Origin of the sequence: Glutamicibacter nicotianae, assembly GCF_016907615.1 — a bacterium.
GTDB classification, from domain to species: domain Bacteria; phylum Actinomycetota; class Actinomycetes; order Actinomycetales; family Micrococcaceae; genus Glutamicibacter; species Glutamicibacter nicotianae.
Window position 1 is genome coordinate 972,317 of record NZ_JAFBCH010000001.1, and the last position, 26,611, is coordinate 998,927.

The window sequence follows — 26,611 nt, forward strand, 5'->3', positions numbered from 1 at the left end:
TTGATCGGGCTATTCCAGAATCTGGAATTCTTACACTTGGCGACGCGATACTGGACGATTGGCTACCAATAGAAATCAAGTGTTCCAAGAGCTGACGGCCACGTGCTTGGTTGTCAGCAGGAGGGTCACCGTACCGCCCCGCTATTGGCCTCTTAGGTCGCACTGGAAATGTCTGGGAGAGCAAGAGAACGACCGTTTTCGAGATGGTATCGCCGTGCGATCACACGGGTTATTCTCTGTTGTTGCTTCCCTGCGGCTGAGCAGGTTCAGCGGGACTACTACTCGTGGAAGATGGGCCCAACGAGGAGTGTCCGAATCCGGCGGTAGTCCGGTGTCGTGACGAGGTAAGTACCCTGTGTGGACTCTGCTCGGGTCGAGTTGCCATAATGAGATTGTCGAAGGCAGTAGCGTTCGAAAGTAGGCCCGGCAGTCCTCCGGAGATGTGACGAGCCGGGCTAGCGTATTTAACGCCTGCTCCGGACCGTGTGGGTCGAGGAATGAGCCATCGCATCGGGCTCCGTTGGCATTGCATTGACTCGTGGCATCCACTGCCACTGTGCCCGATCGGGCCCAGAACCTCAGCATCGCCACCTGCGAGGTGTGGTTGCCAGTGGGAGCAGATAATTAGACTTGTCCACAGTCCGCACGCGCATGCCCGCGGCACGGCATTTCGGGCGCATGCTGGTTCCCATGAGCACAGACATCGCGCAAGCACTGAAGGACCTGGCCAACGCCAAAGCGCTGGCCGCTTCAGCGACCCGGCGCCTGGCCCACGCGGGACTCACCGCAGGCCAAGCCGCCTATCTCGCGCTGCTCACCGAAGACACGACCCAAGAACTCACCCGCACCCAGGTCCACGCGGCCGCCGCACTGCGCAGCACCGGTGCCCACAAGCTGGACCAGGAATCCTTCCAGGCCATCACGGACCTCGGGCCCGACCCCACCATCGAGGAAATCGACGCGGCGAAGGGGCGCACCACCACGGGGCGCACGCATTTCAAGGATGCCAAAGGACTGATGACCGGATGGCTCGATATCCCGCGCAGCACCGCCACTGCCCGGCTGGTGCAGGCCGACTGCCTGCTCGGCGGCGTAGACGAAGCAGGAGAACCAACGGAACCATGGCTGCCCGAACTCGCCGTGCAGTTCGAAGACCCGGGCATCGATCCGCGGCTGGTCGCCTCGGCGGCGATGAAGCTGCATTCGGTGCGCAAGGACCTGGGCGAAGGGAAAGCGGCCGAAGCGAAGAAACAGCAGCTGCAGGCCGAGTCCGCGGCGTTCCTGCGGTCGGAGCCGAAATCGGCGCGCAAGCACATCAACGACCTGGTCGCGCAGGTCAAGGCCGGCAAGCGCCCGCTGAAGGCCCTGCTGGATGGGATCGGGATCTTCAAGCGCGGGATGCGCAAAGGCCTGGTTGAATACCTCTTCCGTGTTCTGCCCTCGCAGTCTGCTTATATCGAGGCGTATTTCGCGAATCTGGATAATCCTTCCACGGTTGCCGGCAACCGGCAGGGATTGAAGGACGTGGATGCCCAGTTCACCGGTGAGGAAACCAGTAGCTGGGATGATGAGGACAGCAAGCCGGATTGGGCGAAAGACAGACCGGACGATGACTCCGCCGAGAATATCGAGGATGACCCGCCGGACGAAGATGATCACCACTCCGAAGAAGAGGACATCCACCCGGAAAACGAGGATCTCCATTCCGAAGAAGATGGACTACCGACGGAAGATGCTTCAACAGAAGCGGAGCCGGCAAGCGGTGAATGGGAAGATCTGAAACCCGAGCGGCGGCGGCTCGTTGGCTTCATGGCTTTGTTGATGACAGATCGTAAACCGAACGGGAGCCCGCCGGACCAGCAGGCGGGGCTTGCCGGCGCGCAGGTGAGCATCATCCTTGATTGGGAGAAGATGCAGGAGCAAGCCGAGGATTTCGCGGTGACGTCCTCGGGGATCCTGCTCTCCCCGGGCGAAGCCAGGACAGCGTTGTGCACAGCCGGTGTTCTTCCGGTGGTGCTCAACGGCAAGAGCCTGCCCTTGGATCTGGGCCGGACCCAGAGGTTGTTCTCCAAGGCGCAAGTGCGTGCCTTGCGGGCGGCTTATCGGGGGTGCTCCTATCCTGGGTGCAGCATGCCAGCACAACGATGCGAAGCGGATCATCTGGATCCGTGGGAGAAGGGCGGACGGACCGATATCAAGTCTGCGGTGTTGAATTGCTTGATTCACCATACGGCCAGGCATTGCGGGCTGTTCCATGCGGTGAAGATCCCTGGCAGCCGGCCGATGGTGCTGTTGCCTCCGGAGTTGGATCCTGAGCAGAAGTTGCGGGTCAACACGTATTTCATGACTCCGGCTGAAGCGTTGGAGGCTGAGGCGTTGGCGGAGGAGACCACAATGCGGTGGCGTGCTGGGTTGCTGGACGTCGAAATCGCCGAGCCTTGAACGACGCGCACAGTGCATAAAGCGAAAGGTCCTGGAAGCAATGCGCTTCCAGGACCTTGAAAACTTTAGGCGTTGGCTTCCAGATGCTTGGCAGCCAGCACGAGGTAGTGGTCAGCATTGGTCTTCAAGCCGGAGACTTCCTCATCGCTCAACTCGCGGCGGACCTTGGCAGGGACACCGGCAACCAGCGAACGCGGCGGAACCTGCGTGCCTTCCAGCACCAGCGCACCGGCGGCAACCAGCGACTGCTCACCGATTACGGCACCGTTCATGACGGTGGCGCTCATGCCGATCAGGCAGCCATCGCCCACGCTGGCGCCGTGCACCACTGCCGAGTGGCCCACCGAGATGCCCGCGCCCAGGGTGCAAGGAAAACCTTCATCGGCGTGCAGCACGACGTTGTCCTGCAAGTTGGTGCCTTCGCCTACACGAATCGGCGCCGAATCGCCGCGCACGGAAACACCGTAGAAGGCGCTGGCACGGTCAGCCAGCTCGACATCGCCGCTCAAGGTGGCGGTAGGGGCTACGAAAACGTCCTGGCCGACCTTCGGGGTCGCGCCGCCAATGGTAATGATGTGCGTCATTTCACCTACTGTAATGGCCAAGCATTGCTACAGCGAGTTCGCTACCGAAGATCTCAAGTCCGCGAGTGGGCCGCAGCCACTAGCGCACGCTGCCAGTCCCGGTCCTCTTCTTCGGCGCGCAACGACAGTCCCAGTTCCCGCGCGGCGTCGAGGAGGAGCAACTGGCTGGCCGGTACCGATGCGGCGAAATCCACTTGTACGAAAGGGCCCTCAGCGCTGGTGAGCACCTGCGTTCGATGCGCGTCGTGGGCATCATCCAGCGCGCTATCCTGCTGCGCGCGCCAGAACCAGCGCGCGGTATCAAATGCCTTCGCGAATTCATCCCACGAACCATAGGTTTGCTGGGCATATGACGCTGCCTGCAAGGCGACGTCCTGGGCTACGTGTTGATCCAGGAAGCCGCAGGTGGCCGCGGAGCGGGCGACCATGACGGCGCGTGAAAGATCCCAGGCCAGGAAATCCAGTTCCTGCACGCCGCGCTCATTGCGCTGCAACCGGCGCAGCGACAGCAATTCTTCGCGTGCTTCCTCGGAGGTCCGCGCCCGGCTGCCAAGGATCTTGCGGTGCTGGGCCAAGGCGGCTCCGCCGGCATTAACCAGCTCCCGGGACTGCTGCCAGCCGGAGCGATGCCCCTGGGACAGCAAGGACCAGAGCTCCTGCACGGCATCCTCGGTGTCGAAGATTCCCCACGATTCGGCCAAGATAATTCGTTCTTCTTCCGCATCAGGGAAGGGGAACTCATCGAGGTCCGCACCTCGGCACAGCGCATAGCCGCTGCTCATGGCCAGGGGAAAAGCCAGCGGATTTCCAGCCAGCGACTGCCGATAGCGCGGCCGATGGTGCTCTGGCAGCTGCAGAGTCTGGGCGTTCAACGCCTTGCGGCGCTTGCCCGATGACCTGAGCAAGGGCCAGCACGCCGAGGCGGCAATCAGCAGGGCGATGACTGCCAGTGCAGCGTAATCCATGCTTAGGAGAAGACGATGGTGCGCTGGCCGTCAAGCATTACCCGGTGCTCGGCATGCCACTGCACGGCGCGGGTCAGCGTCCGGCCTTCCACGCTGCGCCCCAGCTCAACAAGCTGCTCGGCGGTGCGGGTATGCGAGACGTGGGTGACTTCCTGGTCGATGATCGGACCCTCATCGAGGTCCGCGGTGACGTAGTGCGCGGTGGCGCCGATCAGTTTCACGCCGCGGGCGTAGGCCTGGTGGTAGGGCTTGGCACCCTTGAAGGACGGCAGGAAGGAGTGGTGGATATTGATGACCCGGCCTTCCATGCGCTCGCACAGCGAATCCGAGAGGATCTGCATGTAGCGGGCGAGCACCACCAGCTCGACGTCGTATTTCTCCGCGATGGACAGCAGCTCGGCCTCGGCCTGCGACTTGTTTTCCTTGGTCACCGGCAGGTGCACGAACTCCACACCGTAGAAGTCGGCCATCGGCTTCAGATCCAGGTGGTTGGACACAATCACCGGCACATCGATGGGCAAGGTGCCGGCACGCTGGGCGAATAGCAGGTCGTTGAGCGCATGCCCGGCCTTGGAGCACATGAGCATGGTGCGGGTGCGCTTGGCGCCGTCATCCACGCGCAGCGCCATGTGGAAGTCGTCGCGGATCGGTGCGAGCCCCGCGCGGATCTGCGCCAGCGACTGCTCGGTGGCGACCTCGATGCGCATGAAGAAGGTGCCGGTCTCCGGCGAGAGGAACTGCTGGGACTCGGTGATATTGCAACCGGCACCCAGCAGACCTCCGGAAATGGCGTGGACGATGCCAGGGCGGTCGATGCAAGATAGGGTGACGATGTACTGGTTCATGGATTCTAAGGTAGCGCCCGCCAGCGAGGTTCTGCCAATCCCGTGAGCTACGTTGCGTTTACCGGCATCCGCTGCACATAGCGCGCGGCCGCCAGCGCGGCCTTCCGCCCGGCGCGGGTAGCGCCCAGCGTCGAGGCCGATGCGCCATAGCCGACGAAGAACAACCCCGGCACCTCTACCGCCGCGACCCCGTCCTCCAGCAGGATGCCGCCGGCCGCGGTGTGCAGCTTCAAATCTCGCAAATGCCGGTGGGCATGGCGGAAACCGGTGGCCCACAGGATCGCATCGATCTTCTCGCGTGACCCGTCGGTGAAGACCACCGCATCGGATTCCAGATGGTCGATCTTCCCGCGCGAGACCAGCGCGCCGGAGGCGATCCCTGCGCGCATGGTCTCGGTGAGCAGCAGCCCGGTGGTGCCCACCACTGACTTCGGCGGCAGTCCCGCGCTGGTGCGCTCGTTGACCTGGCGCTCCACCTCCAGACCCCATTCCGCGCCGGTGGGTTCTTCGCGCCAGTCCGGGGCGCTGCGCGTGGACCACAGGGTGTCCACCCCGGCTGCGCGCAATTGCACGATGAACTGGGTGGCGCTGGCACCGGCCCCGACCACCAGGACGCGCTGCCCGGCGAACTGCTGCGGGGAACGGAAGCCGTTGGTATGGACCTGCGGGCCGTCGAACTGCCCGGGGTAGTCCGGCCAGAACGGGTTGGTCCAGGTGCCGGTGGCGTTGATGATTGTCCGTGCCCGGTACTCTGCATCGGCGTGCACCACGAAGTTCTCGCCGTCCCGCGTCACAGAGGTCACCGGTTCGCCATGGCGTACCGGCAGTGCGAAGCGCCGCTCATATTCCGCATAGTATTCGGAGACCACTTGGGAGGCCGACCGCGTGGAATCCTGCACCTCAAGCGGGAAATCCGGCAAGGGGTGGATATGGTGCGCGGTGCCCAGGGTCAGGGCATCCCAGCGATGCTGCCATGCCCCGCCGGGCCCCGGGTTCGCATCGAGCACCAGGAAGTCGATGCCGCGCTTGGCCAGATGGTAGGCGGCGGCAAGCCCGGCTTGCCCTGCGCCGATCACGATTGTCGAGTGCACAATCAAGGTAACCCTGCACACTTCAAAGTCATTCCCGAGGCCATTTTCGCTACACTGGAGGGCGTGACTGGCGTTAGGTGGGTAACCACCAGGGAGCTAATCGTGCGAGCCGCGCGCCTGGGTTTGCATGCCATCCGCCTGAACAGGGCACCTACGGAAGGATACGCGTGAGCGCACGCATTCTCGACGGCAAGGCCACCGCGGCCACCATCAAGCAGGAACTGGCCGAACGCGTTGCCAAGCTCAAAGCTGCCGGGCACACCACTGGACTGGGCACCATCCTGGTCGGCAATGACCCGGGCTCCGCCTGGTACGTCGGCGGCAAGCACAAGGACTGCGCCGAGGTGGGCATCGAATCCATCCGCGTGGACCTGCCCGAGGAAACCACCCAGGACGAGCTGCTGGCCAAGGTCAAGGAGCTGAACGAGAACCCTGACTGCACTGGCTACATTGTCCAGCTGCCGCTGCCCAAGCACATCGACCAGGACGTCATCCTCGAAGCCATGGACCCGGCCAAGGACGCCGACGGCCTGCACCCGATGAACCTCGGCCGCCTGGTTGCCAACGTCAACCGCCCGATGACCTCCCCGCTGCCGTGCACCCCGCTGGGCTGCGTGGACCTGCTGGCCCGCCACGACATCGACCTGAACGGCAAGCACGTGCTGGTAGTCGGCCGCGGCGTGACCATCGGCCGCCCGGTCGGCCTGCTGCTTACCCGCCGCAGCATCAACGCCACCGTGACCCTGGCGCACACCGGCACCACCAACCTGGACGAGCTGCTGGCGCAGGCCGATGTGGTCATCGCCGCCGCCGGTTCGGCCCACATGATCAAGACCGCCAAGCCCGGAGCGATCCTGCTGGACGTGGGCGTCTCCCGTGTGGACGGCAAGGTCACCGGCGATATCGATCCAGCGCTGTACGAGACCGCCAGCTGGGTTTCGCCGAACCCGGGCGGCGTGGGCCCGATGACCCGCGCAATGCTGCTGAACAATGTGGTCGAAGCCGCGGAGCGCAACGCCGCGAAGTAGACACGAGAAAACCGGCAGCCCAGACGGGCTGCCGGTTTTTTGATCCCTGCAGCATCCTGCGCAACACCACTCGGTGATATCGCTGGAATACTCTCGGGGGAGCATACGGCTACTCCCGCCAGCCGATGCCGCAGGCCCGCAGCCGGCGCTGATCGACCACTGCGCCTGCGCAATGGCTGAATCCTGGTAGACGCGGCGCCGCGTCGCGCGGATAATGGCCACATGATTGGCACATGGCAGGCCATGGTCATCGACTGCGAGGACCCCGATGCACTGGCCGGATTCTATGAACAGCTCCTCGGAATGGTGCGCATCGACAACGAGCCCGACTGGGTCTCCATTGGCGATGCCCCGGATCATCCTGCGCTCGCCTTCCAGGCGGTCAGCCCCTATGTGGCGCCGCAATGGCCGGGTCATGTGCACCCGCAGCAGGCGCATATCGACGTGAAGGTCGCCGACCTGGACCTGGCAGAAGAGCAGGTGTTGCACCTGGGCGCCCGCGCCACCGGCGAAGGCACCAAGACCTTCAGGGTGTACCTGGATCCGCAGGACCACCCGTTCTGCCTGGTGAGCTGGTAGCCCCGTAGGCGATCCTCGCCGCCTGCAGCCTGGTTGACACCCCGAGCTTGGCCAGCACCTGGGAGACGTGCGTCTTCACGGTGCTCTGCCCGATGCCCAGGCGCTGCGCCAGCTGCGGGTTGCTCAGCCCCTCGCCGATGCCTTGCAGCACCTCGCGCTCCCGGCCGGTCAGCTCCGGCAGCGCCGCGGCCTCGGGAACGGCCAGCGCACGGGCCAGGATCCGGTCGGTCACCTGCGGATCCAGCACCGATTCGCCGCGCGCGGCGGCCCGCACGCCCAGGATGATCGCCTGCGGCTCGGCACTCTTGAGCAAGAACCCGTGCGCGCCGGCCTGCAGCGCGCCGAACAGGTATTCGTCGTCGTCGAAGGTCGTGAGCACCACGACCCGGTACTTCTCGTGCAGCACCTTGGTGGCCTCGATGCCATCGAGCACCGGCATGCGCAGGTCCATCAGGATCACGTCGGGGGACAGGGCCCGGGCCATGGAAATGGCCGAGCGCCCGTCCGCCGCCTCGCCGACGACCTCCAGATCATCGGCGGCCTGCAACACCAGCCGGATGCCCATGCGGACGGTGGCATGGTCGTCGACGATCAGCACTTTCATTCTTCCTCCGTTGTTTCAGGGAATTCGACGTGCACCGCGAAATCCGCGCCGTTGCCCACCTCGACGTGCCCGCCCAGCGCGGCAACGCGGGTCTTAATGTTCTCCAGCCCGGTACCGGCACCCGGGGACGAGCCGGCATCCTGCCCCAGCGGGTTGCGCGCGGTGATGGACAGATTCCGGTCCTGGATGACGCTCAGTTCCAGATCGGTCCCCGGGGCATGCTTGGCATGGTTGACCAGCAGCTCGGCGACCGTGCGGTGCGCAGCGGTGTGCACCGCCGGGGAGAAGCGCCGCGGATCCGCCACCCGGTACTCCCAGCGCACCGGGCTGCCGAATCCTGCCACCAGCTCGGGCAGGTCCTCGATCCGCGCCTGCAGCGCCGGCCCGCCAGAATGCAGCATCCGCACCATGCCGGCCATGTCCTCCAGCCCGGACACCGACTCGTCGCGGATGCTCTGCAGCGGGGCGCGCACCGTTTCCGGCGCCGAAGGCAGCAGCGCGCCGGACAGCAGGGCGATCGACGAGAACCTGGCCGACAGCACGTCATGCATCTCCCTGGCCAAGGCGGTGCGCTCCTCGACCCGCGAGAACTCGTGCTCCGCCACCAGCTGGTCCTCGCGGGCCGCCGCCGCGGCCTGCACCGCCTGCACCCGCTGGGCCTCCGCGGTGGCCAGGTCCTTGGCCGTGCGCACATTCTGCGCCCAGAGCATCGGGGTGAACAGGATGAAGCCGGCCATGAACAGGCTCAGCACCACCTGTTGCGGATCACCGCTGCCCAGCCAGGCGGCGACGCCCAGCACGATGGCGGCCAGGCACAGCAGCGCGAAGGCCGCCGTCCGGAGCCTGGATGAGCCGAGCAGGAACAGGCCGAAGACGCACTCGAAGAGCAGGAAATACCCGCCGATGCTGCCCACCGCCAGCAGGCCGGCACCGCACAGCAGCACGATCAGCGTGCTGGCGAGCACGAACCGGCGGCGCACCAGCACGGCGGCCAGGCCGATCAGCAGCAGCACAATCCACTCGTAGCCGCCGATCGCCACCCACGGCGGGTTGGTCAGCCCGGACAGGTGCAGGATCACGGTCAGCACCAGATAGGTGCCGACGACCTCGGGCTCCTTGTCGCCGCTGCCCATCCGCCGAATGAAGTTCATGCTTCCAGCATCCCCGACGCCCTGCCCGCCGGGTATCCCCCTTAAGGAGGAGAAAGCGCAGACCACTGGCCGATACCGCATTGCGGCAAGGCACGGAAGAGTGGAAACCATGGACATCATCACGAGCAATCCCGAACTTTCCCTGGTCATCCTAGCGCTGATCGACTCGACCAGCATCGGCACCCTGGTCATCCCGCTGTTGCTGCTGCTGCGCGGTCGCCGCGAGGCCATCGCCAAGGTGCTGGCCTACCTCATGGTCATCGCCGGGTTCTACTGGGTCATCGGGGTGCTGCTGCGCAGCGGGCTGCTGCTCATCGACCCCAGCATCTTCGAGCACCGGTTCTTCCGGCTGGCGGGCATGGCGATTGGCGCGCTGATGATCATCTGGGCGCTGTCCTACCGCACCGACGCGCAGAAGGCGGCCAGCGCACGGAAGAAAGCCGCCGCGCATAGCGGCGGGGTGCATAGCGGCGGGGGATCCGCAGCCCACGCCGCAGAAGCAACGGAGGCCACCGATCAGATGCCGAAGCGGCTGCGCGGACGCCTGGGCACCGCACTGGAAACCCGCATCGGGCTGGTGGCACTGGCGCTGTTCGCCGGCCTGCTGGAACTGCCCACGATGCTTCCCTACCTAGCGGCCGTCGGGGTGATGCAATCTGCCGGGTGGGGCACCAGCGTGCAGCTGCTCGCGCTCATCGGCTACTGCCTGGTGATGATCGTGCCCGCCCTGGCGCTGGTGGGCGCGCGTGCGTTGGCCGGGCCGCGCATCGAAGCCTGGATGCAGAAGCTGGGCTCCAAGGCCGCGGTCTACGCCCAGGAAACCCTCGGCTGGGTGGTGGGCATCGCCGGCTACCTGCTGATTCGCGCGAGCCTTTCCGGGCAGGACCTGCAGAGCCTGTTCGGCTAGCCACGCTGTGGGCGAAAGAGCAGGGTTGAAATTCGCTAGAAGCGGGGTGATGGTGCGAGAATTGGAGGCATGGAACCTCTAGGCAGCAGCGCGAAGCAGGGCAAGAAAGTTACCCTCAACGCATCAACTCTGGCAATGGCCGTCATGGTCATCGTCCTTCTGGTGGCAGTGGTCTTCGCCGCCAACTCCAATGAGATCGTCGGCTGGTTTGTCGTGGTCATCTCCGCCGGTTGGCTGCTGCTGGCCGCTTTCATGATGTTCGGCCTCAAGCGCGGCGCGGACAAGCTCAACAGCTCGCTGCGCGAAGCGACCGCGGCGGCCACCCCGCGCGCCCAGTCCGGCTCGGTGATCGTCGACGAATCCACCAGCCAGCGCGACATGAAGCTGGACCACTCCTTCAAGATCGTGCAGGTCCAAGCCCGGGTGATCGCCGAGCAGCGCGAGGCGAAGGGCGAGGACTACGAGGGCATGATCGACCGGGCGCTGGAGACGATCCAGATGACCGCGGCGAATGCGCGGGACATGATCAAGCCGGCCAAGCCGATGGACGGCGAAATCATCGACTAACCGATCCGGGCAACGCGAAAGCGTTGCCCTTTTTCGTTGCGCGTATTTCGGCGCAGGCCAGATCAGCGCGTAATAGGGCACATAGTTTTGTAAGGTGGAATGGTGATACCTACCAGTGTGGAAATTCTCAACAAGGACGCCGGCGCGCTGCGCGTCGCGTCGGTCAACGTCAACGGCATTCGCGCCGCCTACAAGCGCAATATGGCCGACTGGATTGCCGCCCGCGACGTGGACATCCTGTGCCTGCAGGAAGTGCGCGCACCGGACAAAATTCTGCGCGAGCTGATCGGCGAGGGTTGGCATATTCTGCACGCCGAAGCCAAGGACAAGGGTCGCGCCGGGGTCGCAGTGCTCTCGCGCACCGAGCCGGTCGCCGTGCGCGAGCACATCGGCGAGGACTACTTCGCCGAATCCGGCCGCTGGGTGGAGGCCGACTTCGACGTCAACGGCGAGATCTTCACCGTGGTCTCCGCCTACGTCCACTCCGGCGAGCTGGGCACGCAGAAGCAGGAGGACAAGTACCGCTTCCTGCAGCGCATGAACGTGCGCCTGGTGGAGCTGAAGAACGAGAAGGACCACGTCCTGGTGGTGGGCGATCTGAACGTCGTGCACACCGAGAAGGACATCAAGAACTGGAAGCCGAACCACAATAAGCGCGCCGGCGTGATGGACGAGGAAATCGCCTACTTCGACGGCTTCTTCGGCCCGGAAATCGGCTACAAGGATGTGTCGCGCGAACTGGCCGGCGACGTGCAGGGACCGTACACCTGGTGGTCCTTCCGCGGCCAGGCCTTCGACAACGATGCCGGTTGGCGCATCGACTACCACATGGCCACCCCGGCGCTGGCCGGCAAGGCCATCAAGTCACATGTGGACCGTGCCTCGGCCTACGATTTGCGCTTCTCCGACCATGCACCGCTGGTCGTCGACTACCAGTTCTAAGGAAAACCATGGAAACAACCCGTCCCCGCGTCCTGTCCGGCATGCAGCCATCGGCTGATTCGTTGCACCTTGGCAACTACCTGGGCGCACTGGTCAATTGGGTCAAGATCCAAGATGAGTACGAAGCATTCTTCTTCATCCCGGACATGCACGCGATTACCACGCCGCAGGACCCGGCTGAGGTAGCCAAGCGATCCCGCGTGACTGCCGCCCAGTATCTGGCAGCGGGCATCGACCTGGACAAGTCCACCCTGTTCGTCCAGTCGCAGGTGCCCGAGCACGCTCAGCTGGCCTGGGTGCTGAACTGCATCACCGGTTTCGGCGAAGCCAGCCGCATGACCCAGTTCAAGGACAAGTCCTCCAAGGGCGGCGCGGATGCCGCCAGCGTCGGGCTGTTCACCTACCCGATTCTGATGGCTGCGGACATCCTGCTCTACCAGCCGCAGGGCGTGCCGGTGGGCGATGACCAGCGCCAGCACGTGGAGCTGGCCCGCGATCTGGCCAAGCGCTTCAACCACCGTTTCGGGCAGACCTTCACCGTGCCCGAGGCGTTCATCCCGAAGGAGGGCGCACGCATCTACGACCTGCAGAACCCGACCTCGAAGATGTCCAAATCCGCCGAGTCGCCGGCCGGCCTGATCAACGTGCTCGACGAGCCGAAGCTGATCGCCAAGCGCATCAAGTCTGCGGTGACCGATGCCGGCTCCGTGGTGGCCTACGACAAGGCCGAGAAGCCAGGGGTCTCCAACCTGCTGGACATCCTGGCCGCCGTGACCGGCAAGCATGTGCCCCAGCTGGTCGAAGAGTTCGAGGGCAAGATGTACGGCCACCTGAAGGTGGCTGTCGCCGACGCCGTCGTGGAGCGCCTGGCCCCGATCCGCACCCGCACCCTGGAGCTGCTGGATGACCCGGCGGAGCTGGACCGGTTGCTGCTGGCCGGTGCCGCCAAGGCCCGCGAAGTCGCTTCCAAGACTGTCTCCGATGTCTACCAGAAGGTCGGCTTCCTGCCGCCGCTGGGAATCTAGCTGAAACAATGGTCTTCGAGTACACCCTGGGCGTAGTGATCCCGGTGCCGCAGCCCCACCGGGAGACGCTGCGCGCGTGGCGCCAGGAATACGGGGGAGAGGCCACCGCGCCGATCGCCCCGCATATCACCCTGGTGTCCGGGTCCTACCTGAATTCCTGGGAGAAGGCGGCCGCGCAGGTGCGCCGGGTGGCCGCCGCGGTGCAGCCCTTCGGCATCGAGCTGGGTGCGGCGCAGACCTTCCGGCCGGCCAGCAACGTCGTGTTCCTTCCGCTGGATACTGGCGCGGACGAGTGCTGGGCGCTGCACCGAGCGTTGCTGGGCGACGCGCTGAGGCACGAATCGGCCTTCGCCTACCATCCGCACCTGACCATCGCGCAGAACGTGCCTGCGGAGCAATTGGACGCAGCGCAGGCAGCGCTGGCCGGGACACGGCTGTCCTTCACCGCCGATCGCATCCAGCTGTTCGACACCCGTGGCGGGGAGTGGAACTTCAGCGAGGACATCGAACTCGGATCCTAGCGGATCCCGTGCATGAAAAAACGCCAGCCATGCGGCTGGCGTTTTTCGTGCGTGCTATTTGGCGCGCACGTTCGCTTCGATCTTCGCTCCGGTGTCCGCATCGATGTTCTTCCAGTACTGAATCGCGTTGGACAGCACCGGTTCGATGACCCCGTCCAGCGCCCCGGTGACGGTTTCGACCAGCTCTGCGCGCTGGGCATCGTCCATCACCTCGCGGACCAGGATGCCGGGCTGGACGAAGTCCCCGTCGTCCTTGCGCAGCGTGTAGGCCTCGCGGACCAGCTCGCCGTCGGACTCGAAAGAATTCTCCGCCGGCCCGGTTTCATCGCTCCACGAGTCACCGAAGGAGTTCGGCGCGTAGACGCTGCGATCGCCGGTGTGCTCGTAGGTCATGTTGCCCTCGAAGTTGTACGAGTGCACCGGGCACTTGGGCTTGTTCACCGGCAGCTGCTGGAAGTTGGTGCCGATGCGGTAGCGCTGGGCGTCCGCATAGGCGAAATTGCGGCCCAGCAGCATCTTGTCCGGGCTCATCCCCATGCCCGGAACCATATTCCCCGGCGAGAATGCCGCCTGCTCGATCTGCGCGAAGAAGTTCTCCGGGTTCCTATTCAGCGTCAGGGTGCCGACCTTGATCCGTGGATAGTCCTTCTTGGACCAGACCTTGGTCAGATCGAAGGGGTTGAAGCGGTAGGTCTTCGCCTCCTCGTAGGGCATGACCTGCACGTACAGGTCCCACTGCGGGTAATTGCCGGCCTTGATCGCCTCGAACAAATCGCGGCGGTGGAAGTCGGCATCGGCCCCGGCCAGCTCCTCGGCCTGCGCGCCGCGCATGGTCTCGAACTTCTCGGACTGCTTGTTCAAGAAGTGGTACTTCACCCAGAATTTCTCGCCGGCCGCGTTGACCCACATGTAGGTGTGCGAGCCGTAGCCGTTCATCTCGCGCCAGGTCTTGGGCAGGCCGCGCTGGCCCATGATGTAGGTGACCTGGTGGGCGGATTCGGGGTTCTGCGTCCAGAAGTCCCACTGCATGGTGCCGTCGCGCAGCCCGGAATCGGGCAGCCGCTTCTGCGAGCGGATGAAGTGCGGGAACTTCATCGGGTCGCGCACGAAGAACACCGGGGTGTTGTTGCCGACCAGGTCGAAATTGCCTTCGGTGGTGTAGAACTTCAGCGCGAAGCCGCGCACATCGCGCCAGGTGTCGGGGGAGCCGAGCTCGCCGGCGACGGTGGAGAAGCGCAGCAGCGTTTCGGTTTTCACCCCGGGCTGGAACAGGGCGGCCTTGGTGTATGCCGAGACGTCCTCGGTGGTTTCGAATTCGCCGAAAGCGCCGGCCCCCTTGGCGTGCGGGCGGCGTTCGGGCACGTTCATCCGGTTGAAATGCTGCAGGGTCTCGATCAGGTGGTGGTCGTGCAGCACGATCGGGCCGTTGGGGCCCACGGTCAGCGAGTTGCGGTCGCTGGCTGCCGGGATTCCTGCCTGGGTTGTCGATGTTGGTTCACTGGCCATGTTTGCTCCTCAGCTCTGTGGTGCATTGGGAAAAGGGCGAGTACTGCCCATCATGCCACGCGAGGCGGAGGAGTTGAAGAGATGCAAAAAGGCCCGAACCATCAATGGTTCGGGCCTCTTGGCGCGTCCTTAGACGGTGCGCGCCAGAATTGCCTGCTTGACCTCGGCGATAGCCTTGGTCACCTGGATGCCGCGTGGGCATGCTTCGGTGCAGTTGAAGGTGGTGCGGCAGCGCCACACGCCTTCCTTGTCGTTCAGGATTTCCAAGCGCATGTCGCCTGCATCATCGCGCGAGTCGAAGATGAAGCGGTGGGCGTTGACGATCGCGGCCGGGCCGAAGTACTGGCCATCGGTCCAGAACACCGGGCAGGAGCTGGTGCATGCAGCGCACAGGATGCACTTGGTGGTGTCGTCGAAGATCTCGCGATCCTCGGCGGACTGGTAGCGTTCCTTGGTTGGCTCGTGGCCCTTGGAGATCAGGAATGGCATGATCTCGCGGTAGGACTGGAAGAACGGTTCCATGTCGACGATGAGGTCCTTTTCAAGAGGCAGGCCCTTGATGGCTTCAACGGTGATCGGCTTGGAGGTGTCCAGGTCCTTGAGCAGGGTCTTGCAAGCCAGGCGGTTGCGGCCGTTGATGCGCATGGCATCGGAACCGCACACGCCGTGGGCGCAGGAACGGCGGAAGGACAGGGTGCCGTCGTGGTCCCACTTGACCTTGTGCAGGGCGTCCAGCACGCGGTCGGTGCCGTACATGGTCAGCTTGAAATCTTCCCAGTATGCGTCCGCGGTAGCCTCTGGCAGGTAGCGGCGAACGCGCAGGGTGATGTCGAAGCTTGGAACTTCTCCGCCGCCGCCGACGCCTGGCTTCAGCTCGATCTTTGACGGTGGTTCTGGCAGTTCGGTGCTCATTAGTACTTACGCTCCATTGGCTGGTAACGGGTAAAGACCACTGGCTTGGTCTCCATGCGGATGCCCTTGATGTCCTCGGTGACGGCATCTGCGTCGCGGTAGGACATCGAGTGCTTCATGAAGTTCTCATCGTCGCGGTCTGGGTAGTCCTCGCGGTAGTGGCCGCCGCGGGATTCCTTGCGGTGCAATGCGGCAACGGTGATGACCTCGGCCAAGTCGAGCAGGAAGCCCAGCTCGACGGCTTCGAGCAGATCCAGGTTGAAGCGCTTGCCCTTGTCCTGGATGCTGATGTTCTTGTAGCGGCGGCGCAGATCCTCGATCACGTCGCGCGCTTCCTTCAGCGAACGCTCGTCGCGGAACACCTGGACGTTGGCGTCCATGGTCTCCTGCAGGGTTGCGCGCAGGTCGGCGACACGCTCGGTGCCGGTGCCGTTCAGCACGCCTTCGAGCTGTGCGGTGACGAATGCTTCCGGGTTCTGAGGCAGCTCGACGAAGTCGGCGGTCTTGGAATACTCGGCAGCTGCCACGCCGGCGCGCTTGCCGAACACGTTGATGTCCAGCAGCGAGTTGGTGCCCAGGCGGTTGGAGCCGTGCACCGAAACGCAGGCGACTTCGCCGGCGGCGAACAGGCCAGGAATGACGGTGTCATTGTCCTGCAGCACTTCGGTGTTGATGTTGGTCGGCACGCCGCCCATTGCGTAGTGCGCGGTCGGGTAGACCGGAACCGGATCGGTGAATGGCTCCACGCCCAGGTAGGTGCGGGCGAATTCGGTGATGTCCGGCAGCTTGGATTCGATGTGCTCTGGTTCCAGGTGGGTCAAATCCAGCAGCACGTAGTCCTTGTTAGGACCGCAGCCGCGTCCTTCGCGCACTTCGTTGGCCATGGCGCGGGCGACGATGTCGCGTGGGGCCAGGTCCTTGATGGTCGGTGCGTAGCGCTCCATGAAGCGTTCGCCATCCGAGTTGCGCAGGATCGCGCCTTCGCCGCGGGCACCCTCGGTGAGCAGGATTCCGAGACCCGCCAGGCCCGTTGGGTGGAACTGGAAGAACTCCATGTCCTCCAGCGGCAGGCCCGCACGGAAGGCGATGCCCATGCCGTCACCGGTCAGGGTGTGCGCGTTCGAGGTGGTCTTGAAGACCTTGCCGGCGCCGCCCGAGGCGAAGATGACCGACTTGGCCTGGAAGACGTGCAGTTCGCCGGTAGCCAGGTCGTAGGAGACGACGCCGGCAACGCGCTTCTGCTTGTAGGCGGTGCCGTCCTCGCGGTAGGCGTCCTCCTCGACCAGCAGCAGGTCGAGCACGTAGTACTCGTTGTAGAACTCGACGTTGTGCTTGACGCAGTTTTGGTACAGGGTCTGCAGGATCATGTGGCCGGTGCGGTCAGCTGCGTAGCAGGCGCGGCGCACGGCGGCCTTGCCGTGGTCGCGGGTGTGTCCGCCGAAGCGGCGCTGGTCGATCTTGCCCTCTGGGGTGCGGTTGAATGGCAGGCCCATCTTCTCCAGGTCCAGCACGGCGTCGATAGCTTCCTTGGCCATGACCTCGGCTGCGTCCTGGTCAACCAGGTAGTCGCCACCCTTGATGGTGTCGAAGGTGTGCCACTCCCAGTTGTCTTCCTCGACGTTGGCAAGTGCTGCGCACATGCCTCCCTGGGCCGCACCGGTGTGCGAGCGGGTTGGGTAAAGCTTGGTTAGCACTGCGGTGCGTGCGCGCTGACCGGATTCGATCGCTGCACGCATGCCTGCACCACCGGCACCGACGATGACTACGTCGTACTTATGTACCTGCATTCTTGATGCTCTCTTTTCTAAAAATCTTTGTGGCTATTGGCTGGAACTAGGGGAGTTCCACTTAGCACTGCGGCAGCGTGCTGCCGGTGACGCATGGATCGAAGGTGAAGATCACCAGGGAGCCAAGCACGATGATGAAGATCGTTGCGACGTACAGGATTCCCTTGAGCCATGCACGGGTTGCGTGCTTCTCTGCGTAGTCGTTGATGATGGTGCGCACGCCGTTGGTGCCGTGCAGCATGGCCAGCCACAGCATGGCCAGGTCCCAGAACTGCCATAGCGGCGAGGCCCACTTGCCGGCGACGAAGCCGAAGCCGATGCCGGAGATGCCTTCGCCGACCATCAGGTTGGAGAACAGGTGGCCGAAGATCAGGATGATCAGCACGACGCCGGACAGGCGCATGAACAGCCATGCCAGCATCTCGAAGCTGCCGCGGGACTTCGGTCCGCGCTTGTACTTTGGATCAATGCGCTGGCTGCGCGGAGCAGGAATAGAAACGCTCATGGCTTAGTGGCTCCCAAATGCGATCGACAGGTGACGGATAGCGAAGCCTGCGAAGACGATGGCCCAGAGGACCAGAACGCCCCAGAGCATCTGGCGCTGGTACTTGGTGCCCTGCTTCCAGAAGTCGACCAGGATCAAGCGCAGGCCGTTGAATGCGTGGAAGAGGATTGCTGCAACCAGACCGGTTTCACCAAGTGCCATCCACGGAGTCTGGTAGGTGCTAATGATTGCGTCGTATGCGCCGGCATCGACACGGACCATTGCCGTATCGAGCACGTGCACCAGCAGATAGAGAAAAATAACGACACCGGTGACTCGGTGTCCCACCCAGGACCACATGCCTTCATGGCCGCGGTATAGGGTGCCTGACGAAGTCTTCGACACTGAACTAAACCTCCAAGGCTCGCAACGGCGCATGTGTATATTGCACACAATGAGATTTGACGCACTTGTGCGAGCGTTCCTTGTGCGAGTCTAAACCACTTAGCCAGCTCCGATCTATTTCGTGTCTTGTTCCTGTGAGCATGTTCACCGAAAAGGGGTAATTATGCGCTAAAAGGCCGATATTCCGCCCGTAATACCTCATGGGAGGGTTTCGTATTTAATTTCTTGCACAGGTTTCAATGGACGGGATTATCCACCGAATGAATTAGTCTGGAATGCGTGAATGCAGACCTATTAGCCCGATTCCACGGCGTGATCCCCGCCGGCGGTGTCGGCACCCGATTGTGGCCGCTGTCAAGGGCCTCCGCTCCGAAGTTTTTGCACGATCTGACCGGATCCGGTTCCACGCTGATCCGCGCCACCTATGACCGCCTGGTCCCGCTGGCCGGCGAACGCATCATGGTGGTCACCGGGCGTGCGCACCGCGGAGCTGTCGTCTCCCAGCTGCCTGAGCTCTGCGACGAGGACCTGGTCCTAGAGCCGGAGCCGCGCGACTCGGCCGCCGCCATCGGCCTGGCTGCCGCCATCCTGTACCGCCGCGACCCGAGCATCATCATGGGCTCCTTCGCCGCGGACCAGGTCATCGAGCCGGTCGAGGTGTTCCAGGCCGCGCTGAGCGAAGCGATCCACACCGCCGCCACTGGCAAGATCGTGACCATCGGCATCCACCCGACGCACCCGTCCACCGGCTTCGGCTACATCCAGACCGGCGAGCCGCTGCAGGTGCCCAACGCGCCCTCGGCGCGCGGGGTGGTGCAGTTCGTGGAGAAGCCCGACGAGGACACCGCCCGCAAGTACCTGGCCTCCGGCGGGTTCCTGTGGAATGCCGGCATGTTCGTCGCGCCGGTGAGCCTGATGCTCGAGCACCTGGAAGCCAACGAGCCGGCGCTGCATGCCGGGCTGATGAAGATCGCCGATGCGTGGGAGACCGGGCGGCGCGAAGAAGTGATGCGCGAGGTCTGGGCCGATCTGCCCAAGACCGCCATCGACTATGCGGTGGCCGAGCCGGCCGCCGCGGCCGGGGACGTCGCGGTGATCCCTGGCGTGTTCAACTGGGATGACGTGGGCGATTTCGCCGCGATCGGCCGGCTGAACAAGGCCAGTGCCGATCAGGGCATCATCAACCTGGGCGGCGACGAGGTGCGCGTGTACGCGGACAGCGCGACCGGCGTCGTCTATTCGGACCGCCCGCGCGTGGTGGCGCTGGTGGGTATCGAGGACGTGGTCGTGGTGGATACCGCCGACGCGTTGCTGGTGACCACCAAGGAGCATGCGCAGAAGGTCAAGCAGACCGTGGAGCAGCTCAAGGCCGACGGCGCCACCGAGGTGCTCTAGCGCAGCTTCGCCCCTGCTGGGGGAGCACGGGATGTTACTGCCCGGTATTTGCTGGGACTTCCTCTGACCTGCGCAGATATGGCATTCTAGGTGGGGTTTTGTCCTGCGGTGCTTTGGCGCCCTTGCCGGGCATTGATAGGTTGGTAGCCATGACTACGGCCAAGATCAATTCCGAACCGTCCGAATCCGCAAAGCCCGCGCCGCCGGGCTCGCTGCCGCCGCCGGGCAAGACCCGGGTCAACAAGGCAGTCTTCTACGGCTCTGCGCTGCTGGTGCTGGCCATCGCCCTGTGGGCCATTATCGACCGCGATTCCGCCAACCTGGCCATCAGCGCCGCCGTAACCTGGATTGGCCGGAACTTCGGCTGGTACTACACCCTGGTGGTCGTCGCGGTGCTCGTCTTCGTGATCGGCGTCGCGATCTCGAAGGTGGGCAAAACCCGGCTGGGCCCGGATCATTCGCGCCCGTCCTTCAACATCTTCACCTGGGCGGCAATGCTCTTCGCCGCCGGCATCGGCATTGACCTGATGTTCTTCTCGGTGGCCGAGCCGGTCACCCAATACCTGGCTCCGCCGGCCATGGAGGGATCCACCGTCGAGGCGGCCCGCCAGGCGCTGGTGTGGACGCTGTTCCACTACGGCCTGCTCGGCTGGGGCCTGTATGCGCTGGTGGGACTGGCCCTGGGCTACTTCGCCTACCGCCACAACCTGCCGCTGTCCATCCGCTCGGCGCTCTACCCGATCCTGGGCAAGCGCACCGAAGGCTGGGTGGGGCACAGCGTGGACATCGCCGCGATGCTCGGCACGATCTTCGGCATCGCCACCTCGCTGGGCATCGGCGTCGCGCAACTGAACTACGGGCTGAACTATATGTTCGGCATTCCCGAAAACCGCTCCTGGCAGATCATCCTGATCGTCGCCGCCGTGGTGATGGCGACCATCTCGGTGCTCACCGGTGTGGAAAAGGGCATCCGCCGGCTCTCCGAGATCAACGTGCTGCTGTGCGTTGCGCTGATGCTCTTCGTGCTGATTGCCGGCTCCACCGCCTACCTGTTCGACGGCATCGTGAACAACATCGGCGACAGCCTGTCGATGTTCCCTTCGATGGCGCTGGACACCTTCGCCTACGACCGCCCCGATGAGTGGCTCAACGGCTGGACACTGTTCTTCTGGGCCTGGTGGATCGCCTGGGCGCCGTTTGTCGGCTTGTTCCTGGCCCGCATTTCCCGTGGACGCACCATCCGCCAGTTTGTCACCGGCGTGCTGGTGGTGCCTTTCGCTTTCATCCTGCTGTGGATCTCGATCTTCGGCAACAGCGCGTTGGCGATCGTCCGCTCGGGCAATCAAGCCTTTGGCGAGGTCGCGATGAACACCCCGGAACGGGCCTTCTACTCGCTGCTGGACCAGATGCCCGGCGCACCGATCACCGCGGCGATCGCCACCTTCACCGGATTGCTGTTCTACGTGACCAGCGCCGACTCCGTTGCCCTGGTGATGGCCAACTTCACCTCGCACCTGAAGGATCCGCAGTCCGACGGCTCCAAGCCGGTGCGATTGTTCTGGTCGCTGGCCACCGGCTTGCTGACCTTGGGCATGCTCTTCGTCGATGGGATCTCCACCCTGCAGGGCGCCACGGTCATCATGGGCCTGCCCTTCTCCTTCGTGCTGCTGCTGATCATGCTGGGGCTGTTCAAATCCCTGCGCATGGAATCGGCGCTGGCCGATCGCTACCGCAACAACATGCACAAGGTGCTCACCAGCCGGATGGGATCGGGCGCCGAGAAGCGCAATTGGAAGCAGCGGCTGTCCCGGGCCATGTCCTATCCTGGGCACCGCTCGGCCAAGCGCTACCTGGGGCAGGTCGCATTGCCGGCCCTGCAGGAAGTCAGCGAGGAATTCACCGCCCGCGGCGCCACGGTGGCGCTGGATATCGAGCAAGTGGCCAACCTAGAGCTGAACTCGTTGGACCTGGTGGTGGAAAACGGCGCCGAACGGCCCTTCAAGTACCAGATCTATCCGGTGCAGCTGCCGGTGCCCACCTACGCCCGCGTCTCGGCCGGCACCGATGTGTACTACCGCCTGGAGGTCTTCTCCCAGGAAGGCAGCCACGGCTACGACCTGATGGGGCTCACCAAGGAACAGCTGATCTGCGATGTGCTGGACCAGTATGAAGCCCACCTTGAATTCCTGGAAGCGCAAACCGAATCGGCGGCTCTCAGCCAGATCAATTCCGACGGCGCGTCCAAAACCGACTGGGAATCAGATTTCGAAACAACCCTGAAAGAGGAAGCATGAGTTCTCCGAGCAACCAGAATCCGCTCCTGCACCATGGCGCGACGCTGTTCATCGACGGCGCTTTCACGCCCGCGGCCAGCGGCGAAACCCGCACCATCAACTGCCCGGCCAATGGGGAAGCGGTGGCCACCGTTTCCGAGGCAGGGGAAGTCGATTCGATCAAGGCCATCGAAGCTGCCCGCCGCTCGTTCGATTCGGGCATCTGGTCCAGCGTGCCGGCCGCGCAGCGCGGGGACTTCCTGCTGAAAGCCGCCGAGCAGCTGGTGGCGCGCAAGGCTGAATTCGCGCTGGCCGAAACCCTGGACACCGGCAAACGCCTGGTCGAATCCGAGCTGGACATGGACGACATCATCGCCTGCTTCCGCTACTTCGGAAAGCTGGCTGGACAGGAAGCCGGCCGCGTAGTCGATGCCAACGACCCGAATGTCATCTCGCGGATCGACTACGAGCCGGTGGGCGTGGCCGCCATGATCACCCCGTGGAACTACCCATTGCTGCAGGCGGCATGGAAGATCGCTCCGGCTTTGGCCGCGGGCTGCTCCTTCGTGCTCAAGCCGGCCGAATTGACCCCGTCCACCGCGATCTTGATGATGGAGGTCCTCAAGGACCTTGGGCTGCCAGCTGGCGTGGCCAACCTGGTCACCGGCGCCGGCGCGCAGGCTGGCGCGGTGCTCTCGGAGCACAAGGACGTGGATCTAGTCTCCTTTACCGGTGGCCTGGTCACCGGGCGCAAGGTCGCCGCCGCTGCCGCTGGCACGGTGAAGAAGGTGGCCTTGGAGCTGGGCGGCAAGAACCCGAATGTGGTGTTCGCCGATGCGGACTTCGACGCTGCGCTGGATAACGCCCTCAATGGGGCGTTCGTGCACTCCGGGCAGGTCTGCTCCGCCGGCGCGCGCCTGGTCGTCCACGAATCGATCGCCGAGAAGTTCGTCGACGAGCTGGTGCGCCGCGCGCAGCAGATTACCCTGGGCGGGCCCTTCGACCAGAAGGCGGAGACCGGCGCGCTGATCTCGGCAGCCCATCTGGAAAAGGTAGACGCCTATGTGCAGGCCGGCATCGCCGAGGGCGCGCGGGTGCGCTGCGGCGGACGCCGGGCCACCGAACAGGACGGCGCCGGCCTGGGCTCCGGCCATTTCTACCTGCCAACGGTCATCGACCAGGTCACCGGTTCGATGTCGGTGGCCCAGGACGAGGCCTTTGGCCCGACCATCACCGTGGAGACCTTCTCAACCGAGGATCAGGCGGTGGCCATCGCCAATGACACCATCTACGGCCTGGCTGGGGCTGTCTGGTCGCAGGATGCTGGAAAGGCCGCGCGCGTGGCCAAGCGCCTGCGCCACGGCACCATCTGGATCAACGACTACCACCCCTACCTGCCGCAGGCTGAATGGGGCGGCTTCGGCCAGTCCGGGGTGGGCCGCGAACTGGGCCCGACCGGCCTGGGCGAATACCAAGAAGCCAAGCACGTCTACCAGAATCTGAACCCGCAGGTTACCGGTTGGTTCGCACAGAAGCAAAGCTGAACGAGAAAGGGCATAGCGTGAGCATGCATAAGAAGGATTTCGACTACATCGTTATCGGCGGCGGCTCCGCCGGCGCGGCGGTAGCCTCCCGGCTGAGCGAAGACCCCTCGGTGACGGTGGCGCTGGTGGAAGCCGGTCCCGATGATCGCGGCTATGATGAGGTCCTGCAGCTTGACCGCTGGATGGAACTGCTCGAATCCGGCCTTGACTGGGACTACCCGATCGAGGAGCAGGAGAACGGCAACTCGTTCATGCGCCATGCGCGGGCCAAGGTGATGGGCGGGTGCTCCAGCCACAACTCCTGCATCGCTTTCTGGGCGCCGCGCGAGGACATCGACGAATGGGAGTCCAAGTTCGGTGCCACCGGCTGGAACTCGCAGATGGCTTACCGCCTGTACAAGAAGCTGGAAACCAATGAGGATGCCGGCCCGCAGGCGCCGCACCATGGCGATTCGGGTCCGGTGAAGCTGATGAATGTGCCGGCCAATGACCCTTGCGGCGTGGCGATCCTGGATGCCGCCGAACAAGCTGGCATCCCGCGCGCAAAGTTCAACAATGACCAGACCGTGGTCAACGGTGCGAACTTCTTCCAGATCAACCGCCTGCCAGATGGCACACGCTCCTCCTCCTCGGTGTCTTACATCCACCCGATTACCGGCCGGGAGAACTTCTTCCTGCTCACCGGGCTGCAGGCGCGCAAGCTGAATTTCGACGCGTCCAAGCGCTGCACTGGCGTCGACGTGGTGGACGGAGCCTTCGGGCGCACCTCGACCCTGAACGCGGCCCGCGAGGTCGTGGTCTCGGCCGGCGCCATCGATTCGCCCAAGCTGCTGATGCTTTCGGGTATCGGCCCGGCCGAGCACCTGGAGGAGGTCGGCGTTCAGGTGCTGGTCGACTCCCCGGGCGTGGGCGAGCACCTGCAGGACCACCCGGAGGGCGTGATCCAGTGGGAAGCGAAGAAGCCCATGGTCGAATCCTCCACCCAGTGGTGGGAGATCGGCATCTTTACCCCGACCCGCGAAGGCCTGGACCGCCCGGATCTGATGATGCACTACGGGCAGGTGCCTTTCGACATGCACACCCTGCGCCAGGGCTACCCCACCGGGGAGAATACCTTCTGCCTGACCCCGAATGTCACCCATGCGAAGTCGCGCGGCACCGTGCGCTTGCGCAGCTGCGACTTCCGGGACAAGCCGAAGGTCGATCCGCGCTACTTCACCGACCCTGAAGGCCATGACGCGAGGGTGATGACTTTCGGCATCCGCAAGGCACGCGAGATCGTCGCCCAGTCCCCAATGGCTGATTGGGCCGGCGAGGAGCAGTTCCCGGGCAAGGATGTGCAAACCGATGACCAGATCTTCGACTACCTGCGCCGCACCCACAACACCGTCTACCATCCAGCCGGTTCGGTGCGCATGGGCGCCGAAGATGATGCGATGAGTCCGCTGGATCCGCAGCTGCGGGTCAAGGGCGTGAGCGGCCTGCGGGTGGCTGATGCGTCGGTGATGCCGGAGCTGGTGACGGTTAATCCGAACATCACGGTGATGATGATCGGCGAGCGTTGCGCCGAGCTGATCCAGCAGGACTAGAGCCCTGTCGCAGGCCGGCGGCGGGCACCGGAGAACCGGGGCCCGCCGCCGTTCTGCTTCATGCGACTGTTGCGCGCTGCGCGTGAACATTACGCAAAACTGTCATTTCCGCCGCCGTGCCGAGTATCGTCAAAAGGTGTCCACCGTGAATGAAAATGGCAATTTGGCTTCCGTCAGCGGCTTCACCGAGCCGCTCACCGACCAGCTGATCGGCTTCCGCCGCGAGCTGCATCGCAACCCGGAGCTCTCTTTTGCGGAGCACCAGACTACCGAGCGGATCCTCGAGGCATTGCGCGCCGCCGGCCTGGCGCCGCAGAAGATGGCCGACACCGGCGCCTTCGCGGACATCGGCGAAGGCCCCATCCGCATTGCGCTTCGCGCTGATATCGACGCGCTGCCGGTGGTGGAGGAAACCGGTCTGGAGTACGCCTCGATGACCGAGGGCGTGGCGCACGCCTGCGGCCACGACATCCACACCACCGTGATGCTCGGCGTGGCGCTGGCGCTGGGTAGGGTCCATGCCGCCGGCCAGCTCGACGGACGCGTGCGGGTGATCTTTCAGCCTGCCGAGGAGAAGCTTCCCGGCGGGGCGCTGTCGGTGATCGGGCAGGGCCTGCTCGATGGCGTGCCGCGGATCCTCGCGCTGCACTGCGACCCGCGGATCGACGCCGGGCATATCGGCACCCGCATCGGCGCGATCACCTCGGCCAGCGACACCATCCGCATCGAGGTCAATGGCCGCGGCGGGCACACCTCGCGACCGCACCTGACCGAGGACATCGTCTTCGCCATTAGCCAGATTGCCACCCAGGTGCCAGCCGTGCTCGGCCGGAAGGTCGACGTGCGCTCGGCGGTTTCGGTGGTCTGGGGGCAGATCCACGCAGGCAGCGTGCCCAACGCGATTCCCGCCACCGGCTACCTGGCCGGCACCATGCGCTGCCTGGATGGGGATGTCTGGTACGAGGCCGGCGAGCTGCTGGATGCGGCGGTGCGCCAGATCGCCGCACCCTACGGCGTGGAGATCAAGCTGCAGCACACCCGCGGGGTGCCGCCGGTGGTCAACGCCCCCGCAGAGACCTCATTGATCGAGGATGCCGCGCGCCGCGAGTACGGCGCCGACGCGATCGAGCTGACCCCGCAATCCATGGGCGGGGAGGACTTCGCCTGGATGACGCAGAAGGTTTCCGGCGCGATGCTGCGGCTGGGAACCCGCACCCCGGGTGGCAAGACCTACGACCTGCACCGCGGGGACTACATCCCGGACGAATCGTGCATCGGCGTCGGAGTGCGCATCATGGTGGCTGCCGCCCTGCAGGCCGTGCATGAGGCGAACGCCAAATAAGGCGTTGGCCACAGTAAACCCAAAAATTTTTAACAATTCTTTGACACCTTAACAATTCGGTCAGTGACTTGGGAATTGACGTTAAGCGCTTGCCGTTTTGCGGCCTGCAAGTTATCTGTTTGT

At 64.3% G+C, this 26,611-nt stretch carries 24 protein-coding genes and 1 riboswitch; of the genes, 13 read left to right on the forward strand and 11 right to left on the reverse strand.

Annotated elements, in window-relative coordinates; translation table 11 throughout:
- Positions 1–690: 690 nt before the first annotated feature.
- The gene (locus JOE62_RS04855; protein ID WP_204720788.1) at positions 691–2,442 is read left to right on the forward strand and encodes an HNH endonuclease signature motif containing protein; all 1,752 of its coding nucleotides are present in this window, start codon (positions 691–693) and stop codon (positions 2,440–2,442) included.
- 65 nt (positions 2,443–2,507) lie between these two features.
- Here the strand turns inward: JOE62_RS04855 and JOE62_RS04860 are convergent, their stop codons facing one another.
- The 4 genes from JOE62_RS04860 to JOE62_RS04875 are packed head-to-tail and all read right to left on the reverse strand — an operon-like array spanning position 2,508 to position 5,927.
- Positions 2,508–3,026, reverse strand: coding sequence for a gamma carbonic anhydrase family protein (locus tag JOE62_RS04860; protein ID WP_204720790.1), 519 nt, complete (start codon positions 3,024–3,026; stop codon positions 2,508–2,510).
- 53 nt (positions 3,027–3,079) lie between these two features.
- Positions 3,080–3,991 (reverse strand): DUF1266 domain-containing protein, encoded by a 912-nt coding sequence (locus JOE62_RS04865; protein ID WP_204720792.1) that lies wholly within the window; start codon positions 3,989–3,991, stop codon positions 3,080–3,082.
- Positions 3,992–3,993: 2 nt separating this feature from the next.
- Positions 3,994–4,836 (reverse strand): formyltetrahydrofolate deformylase, encoded by an 843-nt coding sequence (gene purU, locus JOE62_RS04870; protein ID WP_204720794.1) that lies wholly within the window; start codon positions 4,834–4,836, stop codon positions 3,994–3,996.
- Between the two features lie 47 nt (positions 4,837–4,883).
- Positions 4,884–5,927, reverse strand: a complete 1,044-nt coding sequence (locus JOE62_RS04875; protein ID WP_204720796.1) for an FAD-dependent oxidoreductase — start codon at positions 5,925–5,927, stop codon at positions 4,884–4,886.
- Between the two features lie 53 nt (positions 5,928–5,980).
- A riboswitch (ZMP/ZTP riboswitch) is annotated at positions 5,981–6,057 on the forward strand.
- A gap of 37 nt (positions 6,058–6,094) precedes the next feature.
- Between JOE62_RS04875 and JOE62_RS04880 the strand changes: the two genes are divergently transcribed.
- Together JOE62_RS04880 and JOE62_RS04885 are read left to right on the forward strand one after the other, a co-directional pair.
- The gene (locus JOE62_RS04880; RefSeq protein ID WP_204720798.1) at positions 6,095–6,955 is read left to right on the forward strand and encodes a bifunctional methylenetetrahydrofolate dehydrogenase/methenyltetrahydrofolate cyclohydrolase; all 861 of its coding nucleotides are present in this window, start codon (positions 6,095–6,097) and stop codon (positions 6,953–6,955) included.
- Between the two features lie 222 nt (positions 6,956–7,177).
- Positions 7,178–7,534, forward strand: coding sequence for a VOC family protein (locus JOE62_RS04885; protein ID WP_022874880.1), 357 nt, complete (start codon positions 7,178–7,180; stop codon positions 7,532–7,534).
- Here the strand turns inward: JOE62_RS04885 and JOE62_RS04890 are convergent.
- Both JOE62_RS04890 and JOE62_RS04895 read right to left on the reverse strand, forming a co-directional pair.
- Positions 7,482–8,138 carry a response regulator gene (locus tag JOE62_RS04890; RefSeq protein WP_149596443.1) on the reverse strand — a complete coding sequence of 219 codons (657 nt, stop codon included), beginning with the start codon at positions 8,136–8,138 and terminating at the stop codon, positions 7,482–7,484. The genes JOE62_RS04885 and JOE62_RS04890 overlap by 53 nt on opposite strands.
- Entirely contained in the window at positions 8,135–9,289 is a 1,155-nt protein-coding gene (locus JOE62_RS04895; RefSeq protein ID WP_204720799.1) for a sensor histidine kinase, read from the reverse strand. The genes JOE62_RS04890 and JOE62_RS04895 overlap by 4 nt, the downstream gene beginning before the upstream one ends.
- Positions 9,290–9,398: 109 nt before the next feature.
- Between JOE62_RS04895 and JOE62_RS04900 the strand changes: the two genes are divergently transcribed.
- From JOE62_RS04900 to JOE62_RS04920, 5 genes are all read left to right on the forward strand, one after another.
- Positions 9,399–10,196, forward strand: coding sequence for a GAP family protein (locus tag JOE62_RS04900; RefSeq protein WP_204720801.1), 798 nt, complete (start codon positions 9,399–9,401; stop codon positions 10,194–10,196).
- Positions 10,197–10,265: 69 nt separating this feature from the next.
- Positions 10,266–10,763 carry a hypothetical protein gene (locus JOE62_RS04905; RefSeq protein WP_038989932.1) on the forward strand — a complete coding sequence of 166 codons (498 nt, stop codon included), beginning with the start codon at positions 10,266–10,268 and terminating at the stop codon, positions 10,761–10,763.
- A gap of 99 nt (positions 10,764–10,862) precedes the next feature.
- Positions 10,863–11,705, forward strand: coding sequence for an exodeoxyribonuclease III (locus JOE62_RS04910; RefSeq protein WP_204720803.1), 843 nt, complete (start codon positions 10,863–10,865; stop codon positions 11,703–11,705).
- A gap of 8 nt (positions 11,706–11,713) precedes the next feature.
- On the forward strand, positions 11,714–12,730 hold the full coding sequence (gene trpS / locus JOE62_RS04915) for a tryptophan--tRNA ligase (RefSeq protein ID WP_204720805.1): 1,017 nt from the start codon (positions 11,714–11,716) through the stop codon (positions 12,728–12,730).
- An 8-nt stretch (positions 12,731–12,738) separates the two neighbouring features.
- Positions 12,739–13,251 (forward strand): 2'-5' RNA ligase family protein, encoded by a 513-nt coding sequence (locus JOE62_RS04920; RefSeq protein ID WP_204720807.1) that lies wholly within the window; start codon positions 12,739–12,741, stop codon positions 13,249–13,251.
- 54 nt (positions 13,252–13,305) lie between these two features.
- Here JOE62_RS04920 and JOE62_RS04925 read toward each other — a convergent pair whose 3' ends face one another.
- The 5 genes from JOE62_RS04925 to sdhC form a co-directional block, all read right to left on the reverse strand.
- Positions 13,306–14,757, reverse strand: a complete 1,452-nt coding sequence (locus JOE62_RS04925; RefSeq protein WP_204720809.1) for a catalase — start codon at positions 14,755–14,757, stop codon at positions 13,306–13,308.
- A gap of 129 nt (positions 14,758–14,886) precedes the next feature.
- Complete coding sequence (locus JOE62_RS04930; protein ID WP_204720811.1) at positions 14,887–15,669, reverse strand: succinate dehydrogenase iron-sulfur subunit; 783 nt, start codon at positions 15,667–15,669, stop codon at positions 14,887–14,889.
- The gene (sdhA, locus tag JOE62_RS04935; RefSeq protein ID WP_204720813.1) at positions 15,669–17,456 is read right to left on the reverse strand and encodes a succinate dehydrogenase flavoprotein subunit; all 1,788 of its coding nucleotides are present in this window, start codon (positions 17,454–17,456) and stop codon (positions 15,669–15,671) included. Before sdhA ends, JOE62_RS04930 begins: the two co-directional genes overlap by 1 nt.
- A gap of 61 nt (positions 17,457–17,517) precedes the next feature.
- Positions 17,518–17,961 (reverse strand): succinate dehydrogenase hydrophobic membrane anchor subunit, encoded by a 444-nt coding sequence (locus tag JOE62_RS04940; protein ID WP_128469646.1) that lies wholly within the window; start codon positions 17,959–17,961, stop codon positions 17,518–17,520.
- A 3-nt stretch (positions 17,962–17,964) separates the two neighbouring features.
- Positions 17,965–18,378 carry a succinate dehydrogenase, cytochrome b556 subunit gene (sdhC, locus tag JOE62_RS04945; RefSeq protein WP_413455689.1) on the reverse strand — a complete coding sequence of 138 codons (414 nt, stop codon included), beginning with the start codon at positions 18,376–18,378 and terminating at the stop codon, positions 17,965–17,967.
- Between the two features lie 246 nt (positions 18,379–18,624).
- Between sdhC and JOE62_RS04950 the strand changes: the two genes are divergently transcribed.
- The 5 genes from JOE62_RS04950 to JOE62_RS04970 all read left to right on the forward strand — a co-directional run bounded on the left by JOE62_RS04950 (position 18,625) and on the right by JOE62_RS04970 (position 26,488).
- The gene (locus tag JOE62_RS04950) at positions 18,625–19,740 is read left to right on the forward strand and encodes a sugar phosphate nucleotidyltransferase (RefSeq protein WP_204720817.1); all 1,116 of its coding nucleotides are present in this window, start codon (positions 18,625–18,627) and stop codon (positions 19,738–19,740) included.
- Between the two features lie 149 nt (positions 19,741–19,889).
- On the forward strand, positions 19,890–22,034 hold the full coding sequence (gene betT, locus JOE62_RS04955; RefSeq protein WP_239543195.1) for a choline BCCT transporter BetT: 2,145 nt from the start codon (positions 19,890–19,892) through the stop codon (positions 22,032–22,034).
- The gene (locus JOE62_RS04960) at positions 22,031–23,557 is read left to right on the forward strand and encodes an aldehyde dehydrogenase family protein (RefSeq protein WP_204720819.1); all 1,527 of its coding nucleotides are present in this window, start codon (positions 22,031–22,033) and stop codon (positions 23,555–23,557) included. Before betT ends, JOE62_RS04960 begins: the two co-directional genes overlap by 4 nt.
- A gap of 23 nt (positions 23,558–23,580) precedes the next feature.
- Complete coding sequence (locus JOE62_RS04965; RefSeq protein ID WP_073706596.1) at positions 23,581–25,146, forward strand: GMC family oxidoreductase; 1,566 nt, start codon at positions 23,581–23,583, stop codon at positions 25,144–25,146.
- Between the two features lie 145 nt (positions 25,147–25,291).
- The gene (locus JOE62_RS04970; RefSeq protein ID WP_204720821.1) at positions 25,292–26,488 is read left to right on the forward strand and encodes an amidohydrolase; all 1,197 of its coding nucleotides are present in this window, start codon (positions 25,292–25,294) and stop codon (positions 26,486–26,488) included.
- Positions 26,489–26,611: the final 123 nt, after the last annotated feature.